The organism is Brucella anthropi ATCC 49188 (assembly GCF_000017405.1).
Taxonomy (GTDB): domain Bacteria; phylum Pseudomonadota; class Alphaproteobacteria; order Rhizobiales; family Rhizobiaceae; genus Brucella; species Brucella anthropi.
The window spans coordinates 2,650,553-2,668,438 of the sequence record NC_009667.1 but is presented as its reverse complement, the minus strand read 5'-3'; the positions used below and the strand labels follow the sequence as shown (position 1 = coordinate 2,668,438).

Sequence of the window (17,886 nt, the reverse complement as noted above, 5' to 3'; positions counted from 1 at the left end):
CATAGGCGGAAATCACTCGCAATAACAACATGATTTCCTCATCCTGCGATTGCAGCCGGGGAAACTTGCCCCCAATAGCTCTATAGGACACAAATGGCGGCAGGATTGCGACTATTACACACTAATGTACTGGATTGGTTCTCCTGAAGTCTTGCTGGCGAATCGCGCAGTTGGTACTGAGAGACATGGGAAAAAGTCTGATTCCGCCGGATGACGGCGAAGAACACATCGAACGGGTCGATCTCAAATCGGCTCTCGAGGAACGTTACCTCGCTTATGCGCTGTCGACGATCATGCATCGTGCGCTGCCGGACGTGCGCGACGGCTTGAAGCCGGTGCATCGTCGCATCATGCACGCCATGCGTCTGCTGCGTCTCAATCCCGATCAGGCCTATGCAAAATGCGCCCGTATCGTCGGTGATGTGATGGGTAAGTTCCATCCGCATGGCGATGCGTCGATCTACGATGCGCTGGTGCGTCTGGCGCAGGATTTCGCGGTGCGTTATCCGCTCGTGGACGGGCAGGGCAACTTCGGCAATATCGACGGCGATAACGCGGCTGCCATGCGTTACACCGAAGCGCGTATGACGGAAGTGGCGACGTTGCTGCTGGAAGGCATCAACGAAAACGCCATCGATTTCCGCCCGACCTATAATGAAGAGGACGAAGAGCCGATCGTTCTGCCGGGCGCTTTCCCGAACCTGCTTGCAAACGGTTCGGCGGGCATTGCGGTCGGCATGGCGACCAATATTCCGCCACATAACGTGGCGGAGCTTTGCTCGTCGGCGCTCTATATCATCAATCATCCTGACGCGCCGGTTGAGGAACTCGTTACCTCGCCGGAGCAATGGGAAGAACTGAAGCGCGAAGCCGAGACCGACCCGGCTGCTCTGTTGAAGTGCAAGGTGCGTGGCCCGGATTTCCCGACCGGCGGCATCCTTGTCGAAGAGCATGGCAATATCCTGGAAGCCTATCGCACGGGCCGCGGCGCATTTCGCGTCCGTGCGCGCTGGGAGAAGGAAGAGGGCAATCGCGGCACCTGGGTGATCGTCGTCACCGAAATTCCCTATCAGGTTCAGAAATCGCGCCTGATCGAAAAGATTGCCGAGCTGCTGCTGGCAAAGAAGCTGCCATTGCTCGACGACATTCGTGACGAGTCGGCGGAAGACATCCGTATCGTTCTGGAGCCGAAGAACAGGACGGTCGATCCTGAACTGCTGATGGAATCGCTTTTCAAGCTGACCGAGCTGGAAAGCCGCGTTTCGCTGAACATGAACGTGCTGTCACATGGCAAGGTGCCGAATGTTCTGTCGTTGGGCAGCGTTCTGCGCGAGTGGCTCGACCATCGCAAGGAAGTGCTTGTCCGCCGTTCGCAATTCCGTCTGGCGGAAATCGAAAGACGCCTGGAAATCCTTGGCGGCTTCCTGATCGCCTATCTTAATCTGGATGAAGTGATCCGCATCATCCGCGAGGAGGATGAGCCGAAGCAGGACCTGATGCGGACCTTCGAGCTGACCGACGTTCAGGCCGAGTCGATCCTCAATATGCGCCTGCGTTCGTTGCGCAAGCTCGAGGAATTCGAAATCCGCAAGGAGTTCGACGATCTCACCGTCGAGAAGACCGATCTCGAAGGGTTGCTCGCTTCGGGCACACGCCAGTGGAAGAAGATCAGCGCCGAAATCAAGTCGGTACGCGAAAAGTTCGGCCCGAAGACCGAGCTTGGTGCGCGCCGCACGACCTTCGCCGACGCGCCAACCCACGATCTGGAAGACATTCATCAGGCAATGATCGAGCGCGAGCCGGTCACGATCGTTGTATCCGAAAAGGGCTGGCTGCGCGCGATGAAGGGGCATCTGGCCGATTTCTCGACGCTCGCCTTCAAGGAGGGCGACAAGCTCAAACTCGCTTTCCATGCCGAGACGACCGACAAGCTGCTGTTCTTCACGACAGGCGGCAAGTTCTTCACCATCGGCGCGAACACGCTTCCGGGCGGTCGCGGCCATGGAGAGCCGATCCGCATCCTTGTCGATATGGAAAACGATCAGGACATTCTGACAGCCTTCGTGCACGATCCGGCGGCGAAACTGCTTCTCGTCAGCCACGAGGGTAACGGTTTCATCGTTCCCGAAAGCGAGGCTGTGGCCAACACCCGCAAGGGCAAGCAGGTGATGAACGTCAAGGCGCCGGACGAGGCGAAACTTTGCCAGCGCGTTTCCGGCGACCATATCGCGGTGGTGGGCGAGAACCGCAAGATGGTGGTCTTCCCGCTTTCCGACATTCCGGAAATGACCCGCGGCAAGGGCGTGCGCCTGCAAAAATACAAGGATGGCGGTGTGTCCGACGTCCGCACCTTTGCAATTGCCGACGGGCTTTCCTGGCAGGATTCGGCAGAGCGCACCTTCAATCGCAGCAAGGAAGAGCTTGTGGAATGGATCGGCGCGCGCGCCTCTGCGGGCCGTCTGGTGCCGAAGGGCTTCCCGCGTTCGGGTAGATTCTGAATTGGGCGTTGTGAGGATGGGTTCGCAGGCTTAGGCTGATCGGATGGATAATATTTGGAGCGGCATCAGGTGCTTTTGGCAGGTGGACGAGCGCCCGACCGAAGTTGCTCTCAAACACGCTGCCAGCCTTATTACTGCCACCCGCGCTGCTGGCTTCCCACCCGAAGTAGCAAGCAGAGGATATTGGCCGACTGTACGCCTATTATGGAAGGACGGAAAAATAGAAGTTGAGGTTCATGATGACCATTATGAGCTTTATTTCTTTTCTGGTTCAGCGCGAGATGGGAATTTTAGCATAATGGATTATCCCGTAACCGCACCAGATGTTCTGGAGGCATTGGCTTCGGAGATTCAAAAAAGGCACTCTATACGGGATTTGTGAGGGACTTTTACCCTTCAAACCTCTGCCAGCCGCGGGGGCCCAGATGCTCCTGCGGGGTAAAGCGGATCTTGTATTGCATCTTGCGTGATCCCTCGACCCAATAGCCGAGATAGACATGCGGCAGACCGGCGGCGTGTGCGCGCTGGATATGATCGAGGATCATGTAGGTTCCAAGCGACCGGTCATGCATATGCGGTGAGAAGAACGAATAAACCATTGACAGGCCGTCGGCCATCACGTCGGTGAGCGCTACGGCGATCAGCTCGCCGTCGCCTTTGGCGCTGATGAAGCTTTCCGGGCCGCGCTTGCGATATTCGATGATCTGCGTGTTTACATGCGTATCCTCGATCATCATCGCATAGTCGAGGACAGTCATGTCCGACATGCCGCCGGAACGATGGCGCGCGTCGAGATAATCGCGAAAAAGTGCATATTGTTCGGTGCTGGGCTGGGCTTTGTGCACGCGCCCGATCAGGTCATTATTCTGCGTCCAGACGCGGCGCATGTTGCGCGTCATCTTGAACTCTCCGGCAAGGATGCGAACGGATATGCAGGCCCTGCACAGTTCGCAAGCCGGACGATAGGCAATGTTCTGGGAACGGCGGAAACCGCCTTGGGTCAGAAGATCGTTGATCTCGTTCGCTTTGTCGCCGACCAGATGCGTAAAGACTTTTCGCTCCATCTGACCCTCAAGATAGGGACAAGGCGACGGAGCTGTCAGAAAGAACTGCGGAGACTGTTGCGGTTGATGGGTCATTCAATATCCACGAAATGGCTTAACTTATTCGCTTTGACGCATTTTCCTACACAAAACCGCTTCGCACTTTTGTTGGAAATGCTCTGGCAAAACCATCACGATACTATCTCTAAAGATTGAGCCGACGGCACAAAACGTCAATAGGCATTTTGCGCAGCCGGCTCTGATTTTTTTTGATCTGAAGCATCGACCCGAAAATCCGAATAGACTTTGGGGTCGATGCGTTGATTCAACTCTATGCGTTTATCGATCTGAACGGATCACAGCCGTGCCAAGCAGAAGATCGTGCACCGTGCGCTTGCGGTCGAGAACCAGCGAAGCGAGCAGGATCAGCGGTGTCAGCACCACGTTGAGACCCCAGAACAGAACCGTGTGCACGATTGCGAGCATCGGATCGACCGTACCGCCTTCGAGCCGGACGAGCTTGATGTTCATCATCTGCATGCCTTTGGTGGCTTGCTGCGGTCCACCCAGAGTGCGTGCAATGTAAAACAACGCCACCATTGGAAACATGATGCCATAGAGCATCCAGCCAAGGCTGAGCGTAATGATGCCGAGGATTGCAATGACGATTGCTGCCGGGATGCAGAGCAGAAAGACAATCAGGTAGTCGATAAGAAAAGCCATAATACGGCGCGTGCGCACGCCTTCAAAGAATGCGCGGCTTTCATAACGCGGGCCCATGACTTCGCCGTGCAGAATATGGTCGGACATTTTTCCTTCCAGTCGTTTCCAAGGAAGCGTCCGGGGGAGTGTGACAACCGGCGCTGTCCCGCTACCTCAGCGGAACAGTCATCAACATGGTAACCAAAACCGGCGGTTTCAAGGAAATTTGAAGATTTCCTGCCGAAAGGACTTGCCGTTTAGCCCTGTTGCTTAAGCTTTTCAGCCACTTCGATTGCGAAGTAAGTAAGAATTCCGTCACAACCGGCGCGCTTGAACGCCATAAGGCTCTCCATCATCACCTTTTCTTCGTCGATCCAGCCATTGATCCCGGCGGCCTTGATCATCGCGTATTCGCCCGACACCTGATAGGCATAGGTGGGAAGGCGGAATTCGCTTTTCAGGCGATGGATGATGTCGAGATAGGGCAAGCCCGGCTTGACCATCAGCATATCTGCGCCTTCGGCAATATCCTGCTCGGCTTCGCGCACGGCTTCTTCCGGATTGGCCGGGTCGAGATAATAGGTCTTCTTGTCGCCCTTCAGCAGCCCCTGCGTGCCGATGGCATCGCGATAAGGACCATAAAAGGCGGAAGCGAATTTGGTGGCATAAGACATGATCGGCAGATGGCAGAACCCATGTTCGTCCAGCGCCTGACGCACGGCGCCGACGCGACCGTCCATCATATCGGACGGGGCAATGATATCCGCACCGGCTTCAGCTTGCGAAAGCGCACCACGAACCACCATGGCGACCGATTCGTCGTTGACGATCTCGCCGTTCCGCAAAATGCCGTCATGGCCGTGCGTGGTGAAGGGATCGAGCGCCGCGTCGGTGATGATGCCGATTTCAGGCACTTCCTTCTTGATTGCGCGCACGGCGCGATTGATCAGATTGTCCGGGCTTGCGACGAAAGCGCCGTCCTCAGTCTTCACTTCCAGCTTTTCGCGCGGGAAGGGGGCAATGGCGGGAATGCCGAGCCTGGCGGCTTTTTCCGCCATGCGAACAGCCATGTCGACCGAATAGCGTTCGACACCGGGCATTGCTTCCACAGGTTCTGCCACACCGGTTCCATAGGTCAGGAAGAACGGCAGGATGAGATCATCGACCGTCAGCCGGGTTTCCTGCACCAGCCTGCGCGACCAGTCGGCCTTGCGCATACGGCGCAGACGTCTGCTGCCGGTAACGTCATCGACATGCTGGCTGATATTGGTGGGCAGATATTTGGATTGGCGGTCGGTCATTTGAATAATCCCGAGAAGTGAAGCCTTAATTCCCAAATTTTGGAGGCTGATATCGGATGCGCACCGTTTATCATGGGAAAAGTGATGAAACCAAGAACATTGACCTGTGCAGGATTGACGCGGGGCGTCTCACTTTCTACCCATTTGATGGAACGGGAGACACGATATGCAGATTGACTTCGGCGGCGGCAGCGAAATCAGCTTTGAACGCAAGGGAAAAGCGGGGCTTGTGAAGCTTACGCGGACCGAGGCCCTCAATGCGCTCACGCATAAAATGATTCTGGCGCTGGATCGCGCATTGCAGGCCTGGGAAGACGATCCTGAAGTGGCCTGTGTGATTCTCGAAGGCGAAGGGCGCGCATTCTGCGCGGGCGGTGATGTGGTTGCCGCCTACAAGGCCGGTCAGGCCGGAACACCTGCTTACGAATTCTTCCGCGACGAATATCGGCTCAATGCGCGCATTGGCCGTTTTCCAAAACCCTATATCTCGCTGATCAACGGGATCGTCATGGGCGGTGGTGCGGGCATTTCCGTTCACGGTTCGCACCGCATCGTGACGGAAAACACCATGTTCGCCATGCCGGAAACCGGCATCGGCTTCTTCCCGGATGTGGGTGGCAGCGCTTTTCTGCCGCATCTGCACGACAATTTCGGATATTATCTTGCGCTGACCGGCAACCGTATTCGCTGGGGCGACTGCCTGCAAAGCGGAATTGCAACACACGCCGTCGCTGCAAGCGATCTGCATGATTTGCGGGACGACATCATTGCAACCGCCGACATTGATGCGGCTCTGACGCGCAGCCAGTATCCCGATTTTGAAACCGCTGTTGAAACGCGCCAGATCATTGCGGAATGCTTTTCCGGCGCGACGCTTGCCGACTGCATGGCTTCGCTGGAAAAGGAAGCCGAAGCGGGCAGCAAGGCCGCAATGGACATCGTGAAGGTGATCGCCACGCGTTCACCAACCAGTGTCGCGGTTACTTTCCGCCAGATTGCCGATGGTCGTCCGCTCGATCTCGATGATTGCATGCGCATGGAATACCGCATTGCCAACCGGATGCTGGAAGCGCACGATTTCTATGAAGGCGTTCGCGCATTGCTCATAGACAAGGACGGTGCGCCGAACTGGAAACCCGCAACGCTCGACGAAGTGAAGCCCGAACAGGTCAATGTCTATTTTGCAAATCTGGGTGACAAGGAACTGACCTTGTGGTGAGGATCGGCTGATGCATATGAACGAGCTGCGCCAGCATACCCAGCCGAGCGGAACCGAATGGGCCTTCACATGGTTCGTTCGGATACTCGCCCTTGTGGCGCTGGCAAGTGGTGTTTTCTACTGGATCAGGCTGATCGGTATTCAACCGGGACTTCTATGGCGTTTCGATCTGATGCCGTGGCCCTGGCAGACTGCGGTTGTGGCTCTGGCCGTTCTGATGCCCGTTGCTGCGACAGGTCTGTGGATGCGCGCACCGTGGGGGCCTGTGCTTTGGTTCGTAGCAGCGCTCGGCGAAATCGCTATCTATTCCGTTTTTTCCCGGCATTTCGAATACAAGCCGTTGACAGTTGGGTTCAACGCGGCCTGCATCGTCATTTTTATTGCTTTTCGTATTCTGCTCTTCTTCGAAAAGAGACGGCAGGCCCGTGCGAGCCTGCCGATCTAGCTTCTAGAGCGCTTGCGTACCCTCATAGCGGGCAAAGGGCTTCGTCATCTGGCCTTTGAAAAGCAGAACATCATAGGTATCGGCTTTGCTGCCCGGCATTTCCATGCCCGGCGATCCCATCGGCATGCCGGGTGCAGTCAGCCCCGTTGCCTGCGGACGTTCTGCCAGCAGCCGCTTGACTGCACCGGCGGGAACATGTCCCTCGATGACATATCCATCGACGACTGCCGTGTGGCATGAGGCGAGATTGGCACCAACGCCATACTTTGCTTTTACGGTGTCCATCGCTTCCTCGACTTTAACCGTCACATTGAAGCCAGCAGCTTTCATATGTTCAGCCCAGCCCTCGCAGCAGCCGCAATAGGGATCTTTATACATGGTCATTTGCGGAGCTGCGGTAACCGGTTCAGCATGAGCGAAACTCACAAAGCCGGTAAAGCTTAACAGCCCGCCGACCACGAAATAATGTGCAAGACGAAGCGCCATGGTCCCTCCAATGGATTGTAGATGGCTCGTATTTAGCCGCTATCCAAACACTTCTCAAATGACGAAAGTTTAATGTAGCAGGCCTTTCTAACGCCCGGAAAACCGGCATTCTTGCGCTGTAGCAATGTATCCGGGCGCGGTCCCGCAAATGGCGCGGAGTAAGCAAACATTAAGCCTGAATGGTCAATCTGTCCGGTAAGTTACTGTTAAGGCTGACTTTTAAGTCGAATTTTATGCATCTCCCCTAAATTCCTCTCAAGACACGGTGAGAAACAATACACCGCATAAAACAAGACAGAGAGCTGCATCATGGTTTCATGGAATGCGGCTCCGACAGAGAGGCAAAAGAAATGATCAACGCACAGCGCAAGACGGACATATCCGCTCCGCTCACGACACCGGAAACCGCACTTCGTTCGCTTTATCTGGAAGCGCTCCAGCTGGTCGAGCGCTTGCATCGCCGCCTGCTCGACGTCGTCAAGGACGAGTTCGACCGCAATGGCCAGAGCGACATCAATGCGACGCAGGCGCTTCTGCTCTTTAACATCGGCAATTCGGAACTGACCGCCGGTGAACTGCGCTCGCGCGGTTACTATCTCGGCTCGAACGTTTCGTACAACCTGAAGAAGCTGGTCGAAATGGGCTTCATTCATCATCAGCGCTCGCGCGTTGACCGTCGTTCGGTGCGCGTCAGCTTGACGGATAAGGGCAATGCTATTGCCGATCAGGTGGCTTCGCTCTACGAACGCCATATCTCCTCGATCGAACAGGTTGGCGGTATTCAGGTCGAAGAATTCACGGCGATGAACAAGTCGCTGCAGCGTCTCGACCGTTTCTGGAACGACAGCATCGCTTACCGGCTCTAAAGAAAGCGGGTCGGTGTTATCTGACTGACTGCTTTGTTGCAGAACTGTCACAACAGGCTGCCATTGAGAAGAATAAAGCGCTGTGAAGCTCCCAATCGTAAGGCGCATGGCTTGAAATTCGGGCCATGCGACATGATTAAGCCATAAAAAACGACATAAGCGTTTTAGAGCGGCACGGGCAATATTGTGCCACCTTCAGTCAGGAATGGGCTCGAAATCGAATTTCGGATGAGCGAGCAGCTTTGCATCGCCTGCAGTCCGGATATCGCCTTGTTGACCTATTGCTGATATTCTCTGGGAAGATTCCGCGCGAGCGGTTAGCCTTTTGGGACTAAGCAAAATGACCAAGACCGACAGACCAGCCGATACTTTAAGAGTAGACCGCCGCAGTTTCCTGCGCGGCGCGGCAACCGCCGGCCTTTCCGTGGCAGCCTCCGCCATGGTTTCCTCGGCTTACGCTCAACAAGCTCTGACCGATGTTATCTCATCGTCGCGTCGCGGCAACTGGGCTGACCAGTTCGATGCCCGCGCGACGGGTGGCCAGCGGGTCGCAACCAACCAGCCGGTTTTGAGCCCGCAGACGGTTGGCAATCTCCAGACCGCTATCGCTCAATATACCGACATTGCCGGTCGCGGTGGCTGGCCGAGCGTTCCGGGTAATACAAAACTCCAGATCGGCGTCACGGATCCGTCCGTTCAGGCACTGCGCAAGCGCCTCATGATTTCTGGCGATCTGCCACAGGAAGCCGGGCTTTCCAGTTCTTTCGACACCTATGTCGATGCTGCCGTGAAGCGCTTCCAGTCCCGTCATGGTCTGCCGGCCGACGGCGTCATGGGACAGTTCACCTATGCGGCCATGAATGTGGACGCGAATACGCGCCTCGGCCAGCTCCAGACCAATCTGCAGCGTCTCTCGCCTCTCGCCAATCAGGGCCTGCAGGAACAGCGTTTCGTGATGGTCAACATCCCGGCTGCGCGTATCGAGGCCGTTGAAGGCGGCAGCGTCATGCAGCGCCATACGGCAGTTGTCGGTAAGATCGACCGCCAGACGCCGATCCTCAATTCGAAGATTCACGAAGTCATTCTCAATCCTTACTGGACTGCGCCGAAGTCGATCATCCAGAAGGATATCATTCCGCTGATGCGGAAGGACCCGCAATATCTGGCGAAGAACAAGATCCGCCTTTACGACCAGTCCGGTCAGGAAGTGGCGCCGGAAAGCATCGACTGGAATACGGACGATGCGGTAAAGCTGATGTTCCGTCAGGATCCGGGCAAGATCAACGCCATGTCCTCGACCAAGATCAACTTCCACAACCAGTACGCCGTTTACATGCACGACACGCCGCAGAAGAGCTATTTCAACAAGCTCATGCGTTTCGACTCGTCGGGCTGCGTCCGCGTCCAGAACGTGCGCGACCTCGATGTGTGGCTGCTGAAGAACACCGCAGGCTGGGATCGTCAGAACATCGAAAGCACGATCAAGTCGGGCACGAACACGCCGATCCAGCTCGCCGATCCGGTTCCGCTGCATTTTGTTTACATTACTGCATGGTCTACCGGCGACGGCGTGGTGCAGTTCCGCGACGACATCTACAAGATGGACGGCGCAACCGAACTCGCTCTTGGCACCGACACCTGATTCTCATCTTGAGTTTGATTTTCCAAAGCCGTCCGGACCCGTTCCGGGCGGCTTTTTAGTTGCAAGGCATTTATCAAATCGGTTTGCCGCATTTTGGAATAAGCTTTTCGCTTTGCGACCATTGGCCTTGTGCATTCAAGTGTGATAATGCGCCTCATCCATATAGCTTTTACCGGCTAACCCGGAGGGTGTGAAACATGTCTCAAGCCAACGCCGCCGCCAAGAACGCGTCGTCCGACGTTTTCTTCAATGCAAGCCTCGAGGACATCGATTCCGAGATTTTCGGAGCAATCCGCAACGAACTCGGTCGTCAGCGCCATGAAATCGAGCTGATTGCCTCGGAAAACATCGTTTCGCGCGCTGTTCTCGAAGCGCAGGGTTCCATCCTCACCAACAAATATGCCGAAGGCTATCCGGGCAAGCGCTATTATGGCGGCTGCCAGTATGTCGACGTCGTGGAAGAACTGGCCATCGAACGCGCCAAGAAGCTCTTTGGGTGCGAATTTGCCAACGTTCAGCCGAACTCCGGCAGCCAGATGAACCAGGCCGTGTTCCTCGCGCTTCTTCAGCCGGGCGACACGTTCATGGGCCTCGACCTCAATTCGGGTGGTCACCTGACCCACGGCTCGCCGGTCAACATGTCCGGCAAGTGGTTCAATGTCGTGTCCTATGGCGTTCGCAAGGACGACCATCTGCTCGATATGGATGAAGTTGCCCGCCTCGCACGCGAGAACAAGCCGAAGCTCATCCTCGCAGGCGGTACTGCTTACTCGCGCGTCTGGGACTGGAAGCGTTTCCGCGAGATCGCCGATGAAGTCGGTGCCTATCTCATGGTCGATATGGCGCATATTGCCGGTCTCGTTGCCGGTGGCGTCCATCCTTCGCCGGTTCCGCATGCGCATGTCTGCACCACGACGACGCACAAGTCGCTTCGCGGTCCACGCGGTGGCATGATCCTCACCAACGACGCCGACATCGCCAAGAAGATCAATTCGGCTGTGTTCCCGGGTCTTCAGGGCGGTCCGCTGATGCACGTTATCGCCGGTAAGGCTGTTGCTTTTGCCGAAGCGCTGAAGCCGGAGTTCAAGCTTTATGCCAAGAACGTCGTCGACAATGCGCGCGCGCTGGCCGAAGAACTGAAGTCCAATGGCCTCGACATCGTTTCGGGCGGCACCGACAATCACCTGATGCTGGTCGATCTGCGTCCCAAGAACGCAACCGGCAAGCGTGCAGAAGCTGCTCTTGGCCGCGCCAACATCACCTGCAACAAGAATGGCATTCCGTTCGACCCTGAAAAGCCGTTCGTCACCTCCGGCGTTCGCCTTGGCACGCCCGCTGGCACCACGCGCGGTTTCGGCGTAACCGAGTTCAAGGAAATTGGTTCGCTGATCGCCGAAGTGCTGGACGGTCTGAAGGTTGCCAATTCTGACGAAGGCAATGCCGCTGTCGAACAGGCCGTGAAGGAAAAGGTCATGGCCTTGACCGACCGTTTCCCGATGTATGGCTATCAGGGCTAAGTCTGCTTCCATGATTGAGATGAAGCCCCGTTCAACTCTGTTGAGCGGGGCTTTTTCATTGACGCATCTGGTAGGTAGCTTACCGCTTATGGGCTATGATCGCCGGGAATCGGTTGACGATGGCAAAGCTCTTGAGTTTTTGGCGGGCGTGTCCCCACATATGAGCTGTTCGTCGCCAGTGCTAAAGCTGCCGATATTGAAATTGCCGATAATGAAATCGAAAGTGTTCCATGCGTTGTCCCTATTGCCAGTCTGAAGATACGCAAGTGAAGGATTCCCGTCCGGCGGAAGACGGTGCGGTCATTCGCAGGCGTCGTGTCTGTTCGGTGTGTGGAGGCCGTTTCACGACCTTTGAGCGCGTACAGTTGCGTGACCTGATGGTCGTGAAGAAAAGCGGGCGCCGAGTTCCTTTCGATCGCGACAAGCTTACGCGGTCTATCGAAGTGGCGTTGCGCAAGCGCGACGTCGATAATGACCGGGTGGAACGCGCCATTTCCGGCATTGTCCGCCAGCTTGAAAGTTCGGGTGAGGCGGAGGTGACGTCCGACGAAATCGGGCGGCTGGCCATGGATGCGCTGAAAGGCATCGATGATATCGCCTATATCCGCTTTGCTTCGGTCTATCGCAATTTCAGCAAGGCCGTCGATTTCCACAATGTCATTGATGAACTGACAGTTGCTGAAACTGAGGACGATCTGGACGCTTAGGCATGAGTGGCAGCAAGTTTCCGCCTTCGAATGCAACTGCGGATGACGTCCGCTTCATGGAAGCGACGATCCGTTATGCACGGCGTCACAAGGGGCTGACGGGAACCAATCCGTCCGTTGGCACGATCATCGTCAAGGATGGTGTCATCGTCGGACGTGGCGTGACTGCAATTGGCGGCAGGCCCCATGCCGAGCCGCAGGCGCTTGCAGACGCGGGAGAAGTGGCGCGTGGCGCGACGGCTTATGTGACGCTGGAACCTTGTGCGCATCACGGACGCACACCCCCTTGCGCGGAAGCGCTGGTGCGGGCAGGGGTGGCGCGTGTCGTGGTTGCCGCGACCGATCCGGACGAACGGGTCAGCGGAAGAGGCTTTGCCATTCTGCGCGAGGCAGGGATTGAGGTTGTGCCAGGCATTCTTGCCGAACAGGCTGCCGATGATCTTGCGGGCTATCTGAATCGATCTGCGAAGAAGCGCCCGGAAGTGATTCTGAAACTTGCACTTTCCGCCGATGGCATGATCGGCCGTCGGGGCGAGGGACAGCTTGCAATAACGGGGCCGGTTGCGCGCGCCCAGTCGCATATCCTGCGGGCCCAGACCGATATTATCCTGATTGGCATCGAAACCGCACTGGCCGACGATCCGGTGTTGAACTGCCGCCTGCCGGGGCTGGAACAGCGTTCGCCTGTTCGGGTGGTGCTCGATAGCGGATTGCGTTTGCCGCTTTCCTCGAAACTTGTACAGACCGCTGATGCCCAGCCCTTGTGGATTGCCTGTGGTGAAGAAGCGTTGCCGGAGCGGCGCTACGAGTTGCAGGCGGCCGGTTGCCGGATTCTCGCGACCGAAGCTTATGATTGCCGCATCGCTCTGCCCGAACTGATGGACGATCTCGCTGCGCAAGGCATTTCCTCGGTTCTCGTTGAAGGCGGAGCAGGTGTTGCGAAGAGCTTTCTGGACGAGGGGCTGGTGGACCGGCTTGCCATCTTCCGTTCGCCGGTTGAAATCGGCTCAGAACTTGGGGTTGCCGTGGACGGGCTTGAAACCCATATCGCAGACAAGTTCAAAATCTTAAGGCAGGCTCGCTATGGCGACGATGCCTATACGGAATATGTAAGGAAGACTTGATGTTTACAGGCATTATCACCGATATCGGCAAGGTTGACCGGATCAAGCCGCTGAATGAAGGCGTTCTTCTGCGTATTGAAACTGCCTATGATCCCGAGACGATCGAGCTTGGCGCATCGATTGCCTGTTCAGGCGTCTGCCTCACGGTGGTGGCGCTGCCCGAAAAGGGCACGAATGCCCGCTGGTTCGAGGTTGAGGCATGGGAAGAAGCGCTGCGCCTGACCACAATCTCCAAATGGCAGAGCGGACGGAACATCAATCTGGAACGTTCTCTGAAACTTGGCGACGAAATGGGCGGCCACCTCGTTTCCGGCCATGTCGATGGGCAGGCTGAAATCGTCGAACGCAAGGAAGAAGGCGATGCAGTGCGCTTCACCCTGCGTGCGCCGGAAGAACTGGCCCCATTTATCGCCCAGAAGGGTTCGGTCGCCCTCGATGGAACCTCGCTGACGGTTAATGGCGTCAATGGCAACGAGTTTGATGTGCTTCTGATCCGCCACTCGCTTGAAGTCACGACCTGGGGCGAGCGGAAAGCAGGCGACAAGGTGAATATCGAGATCGACCAGCTGGCACGTTACGCAGCAAGGCTTGCGCAATATCAGAAATAGGCTTACAGCCTAAATTCCCAGGCTGTAAAAGCATATCCCGATTTTAAGCGTTGACCGCAATCGTTGCGGTCCGCAAAATTTGTCATGGAGTCTCTCATGTCCAAGCACGAGGCGCATGCGCCGCATTTGCTTATTGTTGAAGCGCGTTTCTACGATGATCTCGCCGACGCGCTTCTGGATGGCGCAAAGGCAGCCTTGGATGAGGCAGGGGCAACCTACGACGTGGTGACGGTACCTGGCGCGCTGGAAGTTCCGGCGGTCATTTCTTTCGCACTCGATGGTGAAGACAATGGCGGCAAGGAATATGATGGCTTTGTTGCGCTTGGCACGGTTATCCGTGGCGAAACCTATCATTTTGATATCGTGTCCAATGAATCCTGCCGCGCACTCACCGATCTTTCGGTCGAGGAAAGCATCGCCATCGGCAACGGCATTCTGACGGTCGAAAACGAAGAGCAGGCATGGGTACGCGCCCGCCGTGAAGACAAGGACAAGGGCGGTTTTGCCGCCCGCGCTGCGCTGACCATGATCGACCTGCGCAAGAAGTTCGGAGTCTGATCATTATGAATTCTTCTACCGAAGGCCGCCCAACCCCCAATCTCCCACGCACGGCGAACAAGCGCGGTGTTGCCCGTCTTGCTGCAGTCCAGGCGCTTTATCAGATGGATGTTGCCGGAACAGGTGTTCTGGAAGTGGTGGCTGAGTACGAAGCTTTCCGTCTCGGCAAGGAAGTGGATGGCACGCAGTATCTTGATGCCGATCCGCAATGGTTCCGTGCAATCGTGGCCGGTGTCGTCGATGAACAGCTGAAGCTCGATCCGATGATCCATCAGGCGCTGACGGAAGACTGGCCGCTGTCGCGTCTCGATTCGACCCTGCGCGCCATTCTCCGTGCTGGCGCCTGGGAATTGCAGACACGCAAAGACGTACCGACGGCTGTCATCGTGTCGGAATATGTTGATATCGCCAAGGCTTTCTACACGGAAGACGAGCCGAAACTGGTCAATGCCGTGCTTGATCGCCTCGCATTTGTCATTCGTGGTGAGAGCCGCGGTGTGAAACCGCGCTGATCCGGCTTCCCTGACAATAATCATGAAAGAAGGGCTGTGAGAAATCGCAGCCCTTCTTTCATTGTACGCTGGCAAAGAACGACTTGACGTTTGTTAAACCGTTTCGCATGTTGGGTACGCGGCATTGAGAATGCTGAAATGCAAGGAATCGCGCCAACAGGTTGATTTCTCAGGCATGTCGCGCAAAACCGCGTAGCAGTTTTGCGAGAACGACAGGCCTGAAATCAGAGACATAAAGCGCTGAGAGCGAATCTGAAAGATCGCGATCCGCTTTAGGCGTAAGTTCCAGACGTGAATATACCGAAGAAGCCCGGTATCTTGCATTGGCTTCAGGCACTTCCATGCCGCTCAATCGGGTCCGGGGAGGGGTTTTCGGGCCTAACCTGCGCATGTGCCTGCCGACAATCGCGGCTCGCGGTCTGACGGTAGCCAGCGCGAGCTCAATGGGAGTTGGCCTTTATGCAAATGGGAGTGGCAGTCTTAGTTCTCGTCATTGCCTGCGGCGTGGTTTCCGTTCTTTTCGCCATATGGGCGATCCGTTCGGTTCTTGCAGCCGATCAGGGGACGCAGCGCATGCAGGAAATTGCTGAAGCCATCCGCGAGGGTGCCTCAGCCTATCTCACAAGACAATATTCGACGATTGCCATTGTCGGCGTCGTGGTCTTTCTGGCAGCTTGGTATTTGTTGTCGATCAGTGCCGCAATCGGTTTCCTGATTGGCGCGGTTCTGTCGGGCGTCACCGGCTTTATCGGAATGCACGTTTCGGTTCGCGCCAATGTGCGCACTGCGCAGGCAGCTTCGCTCAGCCTCGCCGGAGGGTTAGAACTGGCCTTCAAGTCCGGGGCCATCACTGGCCTTCTGGTAGCAGGGCTCGCGCTGCTCGGCGTGTCCGTCTATTATTTCATTCTCACTGTCTGGCTTGGTTACTCGCCGTCCGACCGCACGGTTATCGATGCGCTGGTGTCGCTCGGTTTCGGTGCTTCGCTGATCTCGATCTTCGCGCGTCTTGGCGGTGGTATCTTCACCAAGGGCGCTGACGTCGGCGGCGATCTTGTCGGCAAGGTCGAGGCCGGTATTCCAGAGGATGATCCGCGCAACCCAGCGACCATTGCGGATAATGTCGGCGACAATGTCGGCGACTGCGCAGGCATGGCTGCCGACCTTTTCGAAACCTACGCGGTGACAGTCGTCGCAACCATGGTTCTAGGCGCAATCTTCTTCAACGGATCGGACATTCTTTCGAGCGTCATGCTCTATCCGCTGATGATCTGCGGCGCCTGTGTCATCACGTCAATCGTGGGCACATTTTTCGTCAAGCTCGGCGTCAATGGCTCCATCATGGGTGCCCTCTATAAGGGGCTGATAGCGACGGGCCTGCTTTCCATCGTTGGTCTTGCTATTGCCAATACGCTGACCGTTGGCTGGGGTGAAATCGGAACTGTGGCCGGGAAAAGCATTACCGGCACCAATCTCTTCCTTTGCGGACTGATCGGTCTGATCGTTACCGGTCTGATCGTTGTGATCACGGAATACTATACCGGCACCAACAAACGTCCGGTCAATTCCATCGCGCAGGCCTCGGTAACAGGGCACGGCACGAATGTCATTCAGGGGCTGGCGGTTTCGCTTGAATCCACGGCTCTGCCAGCAATCGTGATTGTCGGCGGTATTATTTCGACCTACCAGCTGGCTGGTCTGTTCGGTACGGCAATCGCCGTCACTGCCATGCTTGGTATTGCCGGGATGATCGTTGCGCTCGATGCCTTCGGTCCGGTCACGGATAATGCGGGTGGCATTGCGGAAATGGCCGGTCTCGACCCGGAAGTCCGCAAGGCCACCGATGCGCTCGATGCCGTTGGCAACACTACCAAGGCCGTCACGAAGGGCTATGCTATCGGTTCGGCAGGGCTTGGCGCACTGGTGCTGTTCGCGGCCTATTCCAACGATCTGGCCTACTTTGCCGCCAACGGACAGACCTATCCTTATTTCGCCGATATGGGGCCGGTTTCCTTCGATCTCTCCAACCCTTATGTGGTTGCGGGGCTGATCTTTGGCGGCCTGATCCCTTATCTGTTCGGTGGCATGGCGATGACCGCCGTGGGCCGGGCCGGAGGCGCGGTCGTGCAGGAAGTGCGCCGCCAGTTCCGCGAAAAGCCAGGCATCATGACCGGCAAGGAGCGCCCGGACTATGCCCGTGCGGTCGATCTTCTGACCAGGGCGGCCATTCGCGAGATGATCATCCCGTCGCTCCTGCCTGTGCTGGCGCCGATTGTGGTCTATTTCGGCGTGCTGCTTATCTCAGGCTCGAAGGCTGCAGCCTTTGCAGCGCTCGGCGCATCGCTTCTGGGCGTTATTGTCAACGGCCTCTTCGTCGCGATTTCCATGACGTCCGGAGGTGGCGCATGGGACAATGCCAAGAAGAGCTTCGAGGACGGATTTACCGATGCCGACGGCGTGAAGCACCTGAAAGGGTCGGAAGCGCATAAAGCATCAGTGACCGGCGATACGGTTGGTGATCCCTATAAGGATACAGCCGGTCCGGCTGTCAATCCGGCGATCAAGATCACCAACATCGTGGCCCTTCTTCTGTTGGCTGTGTTGGCACATATGTCCTGACGGACATGCATTGTGAAAAAAGAAAACCCGCCGTAAAGGCGG

The 17,886-nt window shown here is 56.6% G+C and carries 17 protein-coding genes; 13 read left to right on the top strand and 4 right to left on the bottom strand.

Annotation, left to right across the window (positions count from 1 at the left end; all coding sequences use genetic code 11):
• Positions 1-185: 185 nt before the first annotated feature.
• Complete coding sequence (locus tag OANT_RS13175; RefSeq protein WP_012092347.1) at positions 186-2,498, top strand: DNA topoisomerase IV subunit A; 2,313 nt, start codon at positions 186-188, stop codon at positions 2,496-2,498.
• A 43-nt stretch (positions 2,499-2,541) separates the two neighbouring features.
• Entirely contained in the window at positions 2,542-2,880 is a 339-nt protein-coding gene (locus tag OANT_RS13170; RefSeq protein WP_041545205.1) for a hypothetical protein, read from the top strand.
• A 7-nt stretch (positions 2,881-2,887) separates the two neighbouring features.
• Here the strand turns inward: OANT_RS13170 and OANT_RS13165 are convergent, their stop codons facing one another.
• From OANT_RS13165 to hemB, 3 genes are all read right to left on the bottom strand, one after another.
• Positions 2,888-3,637 carry an arginyltransferase gene (locus tag OANT_RS13165; RefSeq protein ID WP_012092346.1) on the bottom strand — a complete coding sequence of 250 codons (750 nt, stop codon included), beginning with the start codon at positions 3,635-3,637 and terminating at the stop codon, positions 2,888-2,890.
• A gap of 243 nt (positions 3,638-3,880) precedes the next feature.
• A complete protein-coding gene (locus tag OANT_RS13160; RefSeq protein WP_010661082.1) occupies positions 3,881-4,351 on the bottom strand; it encodes an RDD family protein in 471 nt (156 codons plus the stop codon).
• A 149-nt stretch (positions 4,352-4,500) separates the two neighbouring features.
• The gene (hemB, locus tag OANT_RS13155; RefSeq protein WP_012092345.1) at positions 4,501-5,544 is read right to left on the bottom strand and encodes a porphobilinogen synthase; all 1,044 of its coding nucleotides are present in this window, start codon (positions 5,542-5,544) and stop codon (positions 4,501-4,503) included.
• 166 nt (positions 5,545-5,710) lie between these two features.
• Here hemB and OANT_RS13150 point away from each other — a divergent pair, with 166 nt between their 5' ends.
• Both OANT_RS13150 and OANT_RS13145 read left to right on the top strand, forming a co-directional pair.
• Complete coding sequence (locus OANT_RS13150; protein ID WP_012092344.1) at positions 5,711-6,763, top strand: enoyl-CoA hydratase/isomerase family protein; 1,053 nt, start codon at positions 5,711-5,713, stop codon at positions 6,761-6,763.
• Positions 6,764-6,773: 10 nt separating this feature from the next.
• Complete coding sequence (locus OANT_RS13145; protein ID WP_012092343.1) at positions 6,774-7,208, top strand: DUF6163 family protein; 435 nt, start codon at positions 6,774-6,776, stop codon at positions 7,206-7,208.
• Between the two features lie 3 nt (positions 7,209-7,211).
• Here OANT_RS13145 and OANT_RS13140 read toward each other — a convergent pair whose 3' ends face one another.
• On the bottom strand, positions 7,212-7,694 hold the full coding sequence (locus OANT_RS13140) for a DUF411 domain-containing protein (protein WP_012092342.1): 483 nt from the start codon (positions 7,692-7,694) through the stop codon (positions 7,212-7,214).
• A gap of 350 nt (positions 7,695-8,044) precedes the next feature.
• Here OANT_RS13140 and ldtR point away from each other — a divergent pair, with 350 nt between their 5' ends.
• From ldtR to OANT_RS13090, 9 genes are all read left to right on the top strand, one after another.
• The gene (gene ldtR, locus OANT_RS13135; protein ID WP_010661087.1) at positions 8,045-8,560 is read left to right on the top strand and encodes a transcriptional regulator LdtR; all 516 of its coding nucleotides are present in this window, start codon (positions 8,045-8,047) and stop codon (positions 8,558-8,560) included.
• 340 nt (positions 8,561-8,900) lie between these two features.
• On the top strand, positions 8,901-10,202 hold the full coding sequence (locus OANT_RS13130) for a L,D-transpeptidase family protein (RefSeq protein WP_010661088.1): 1,302 nt from the start codon (positions 8,901-8,903) through the stop codon (positions 10,200-10,202).
• 197 nt (positions 10,203-10,399) lie between these two features.
• Positions 10,400-11,719, top strand: coding sequence for a serine hydroxymethyltransferase (glyA, locus tag OANT_RS13125; protein WP_012092341.1), 1,320 nt, complete (start codon positions 10,400-10,402; stop codon positions 11,717-11,719).
• Positions 11,720-11,949: 230 nt separating this feature from the next.
• Positions 11,950-12,426, top strand: coding sequence for a transcriptional regulator NrdR (nrdR, locus tag OANT_RS13115; RefSeq protein WP_012092340.1), 477 nt, complete (start codon positions 11,950-11,952; stop codon positions 12,424-12,426).
• 2 nt (positions 12,427-12,428) lie between these two features.
• Positions 12,429-13,550: a bifunctional diaminohydroxyphosphoribosylaminopyrimidine deaminase/5-amino-6-(5-phosphoribosylamino)uracil reductase RibD gene (gene ribD, locus OANT_RS13110; RefSeq protein ID WP_012092339.1), complete on the top strand. Its 1,122-nt coding sequence runs from the start codon at positions 12,429-12,431 to the stop codon at positions 13,548-13,550.
• Complete coding sequence (locus OANT_RS13105; RefSeq protein ID WP_010661092.1) at positions 13,550-14,158, top strand: riboflavin synthase; 609 nt, start codon at positions 13,550-13,552, stop codon at positions 14,156-14,158. The genes ribD and OANT_RS13105 overlap by 1 nt, the downstream gene beginning before the upstream one ends.
• A 96-nt stretch (positions 14,159-14,254) precedes the next feature.
• A complete protein-coding gene (locus OANT_RS13100) occupies positions 14,255-14,716 on the top strand; it encodes a 6,7-dimethyl-8-ribityllumazine synthase (protein ID WP_010661093.1) in 462 nt (153 codons plus the stop codon).
• A gap of 5 nt (positions 14,717-14,721) precedes the next feature.
• Entirely contained in the window at positions 14,722-15,228 is a 507-nt protein-coding gene (gene nusB / locus OANT_RS13095; protein WP_010661094.1) for a transcription antitermination factor NusB, read from the top strand.
• 459 nt (positions 15,229-15,687) lie between these two features.
• Entirely contained in the window at positions 15,688-17,844 is a 2,157-nt protein-coding gene (locus tag OANT_RS13090; protein ID WP_012092338.1) for a sodium-translocating pyrophosphatase, read from the top strand.
• Positions 17,845-17,886 lie beyond the last annotated feature (42 nt).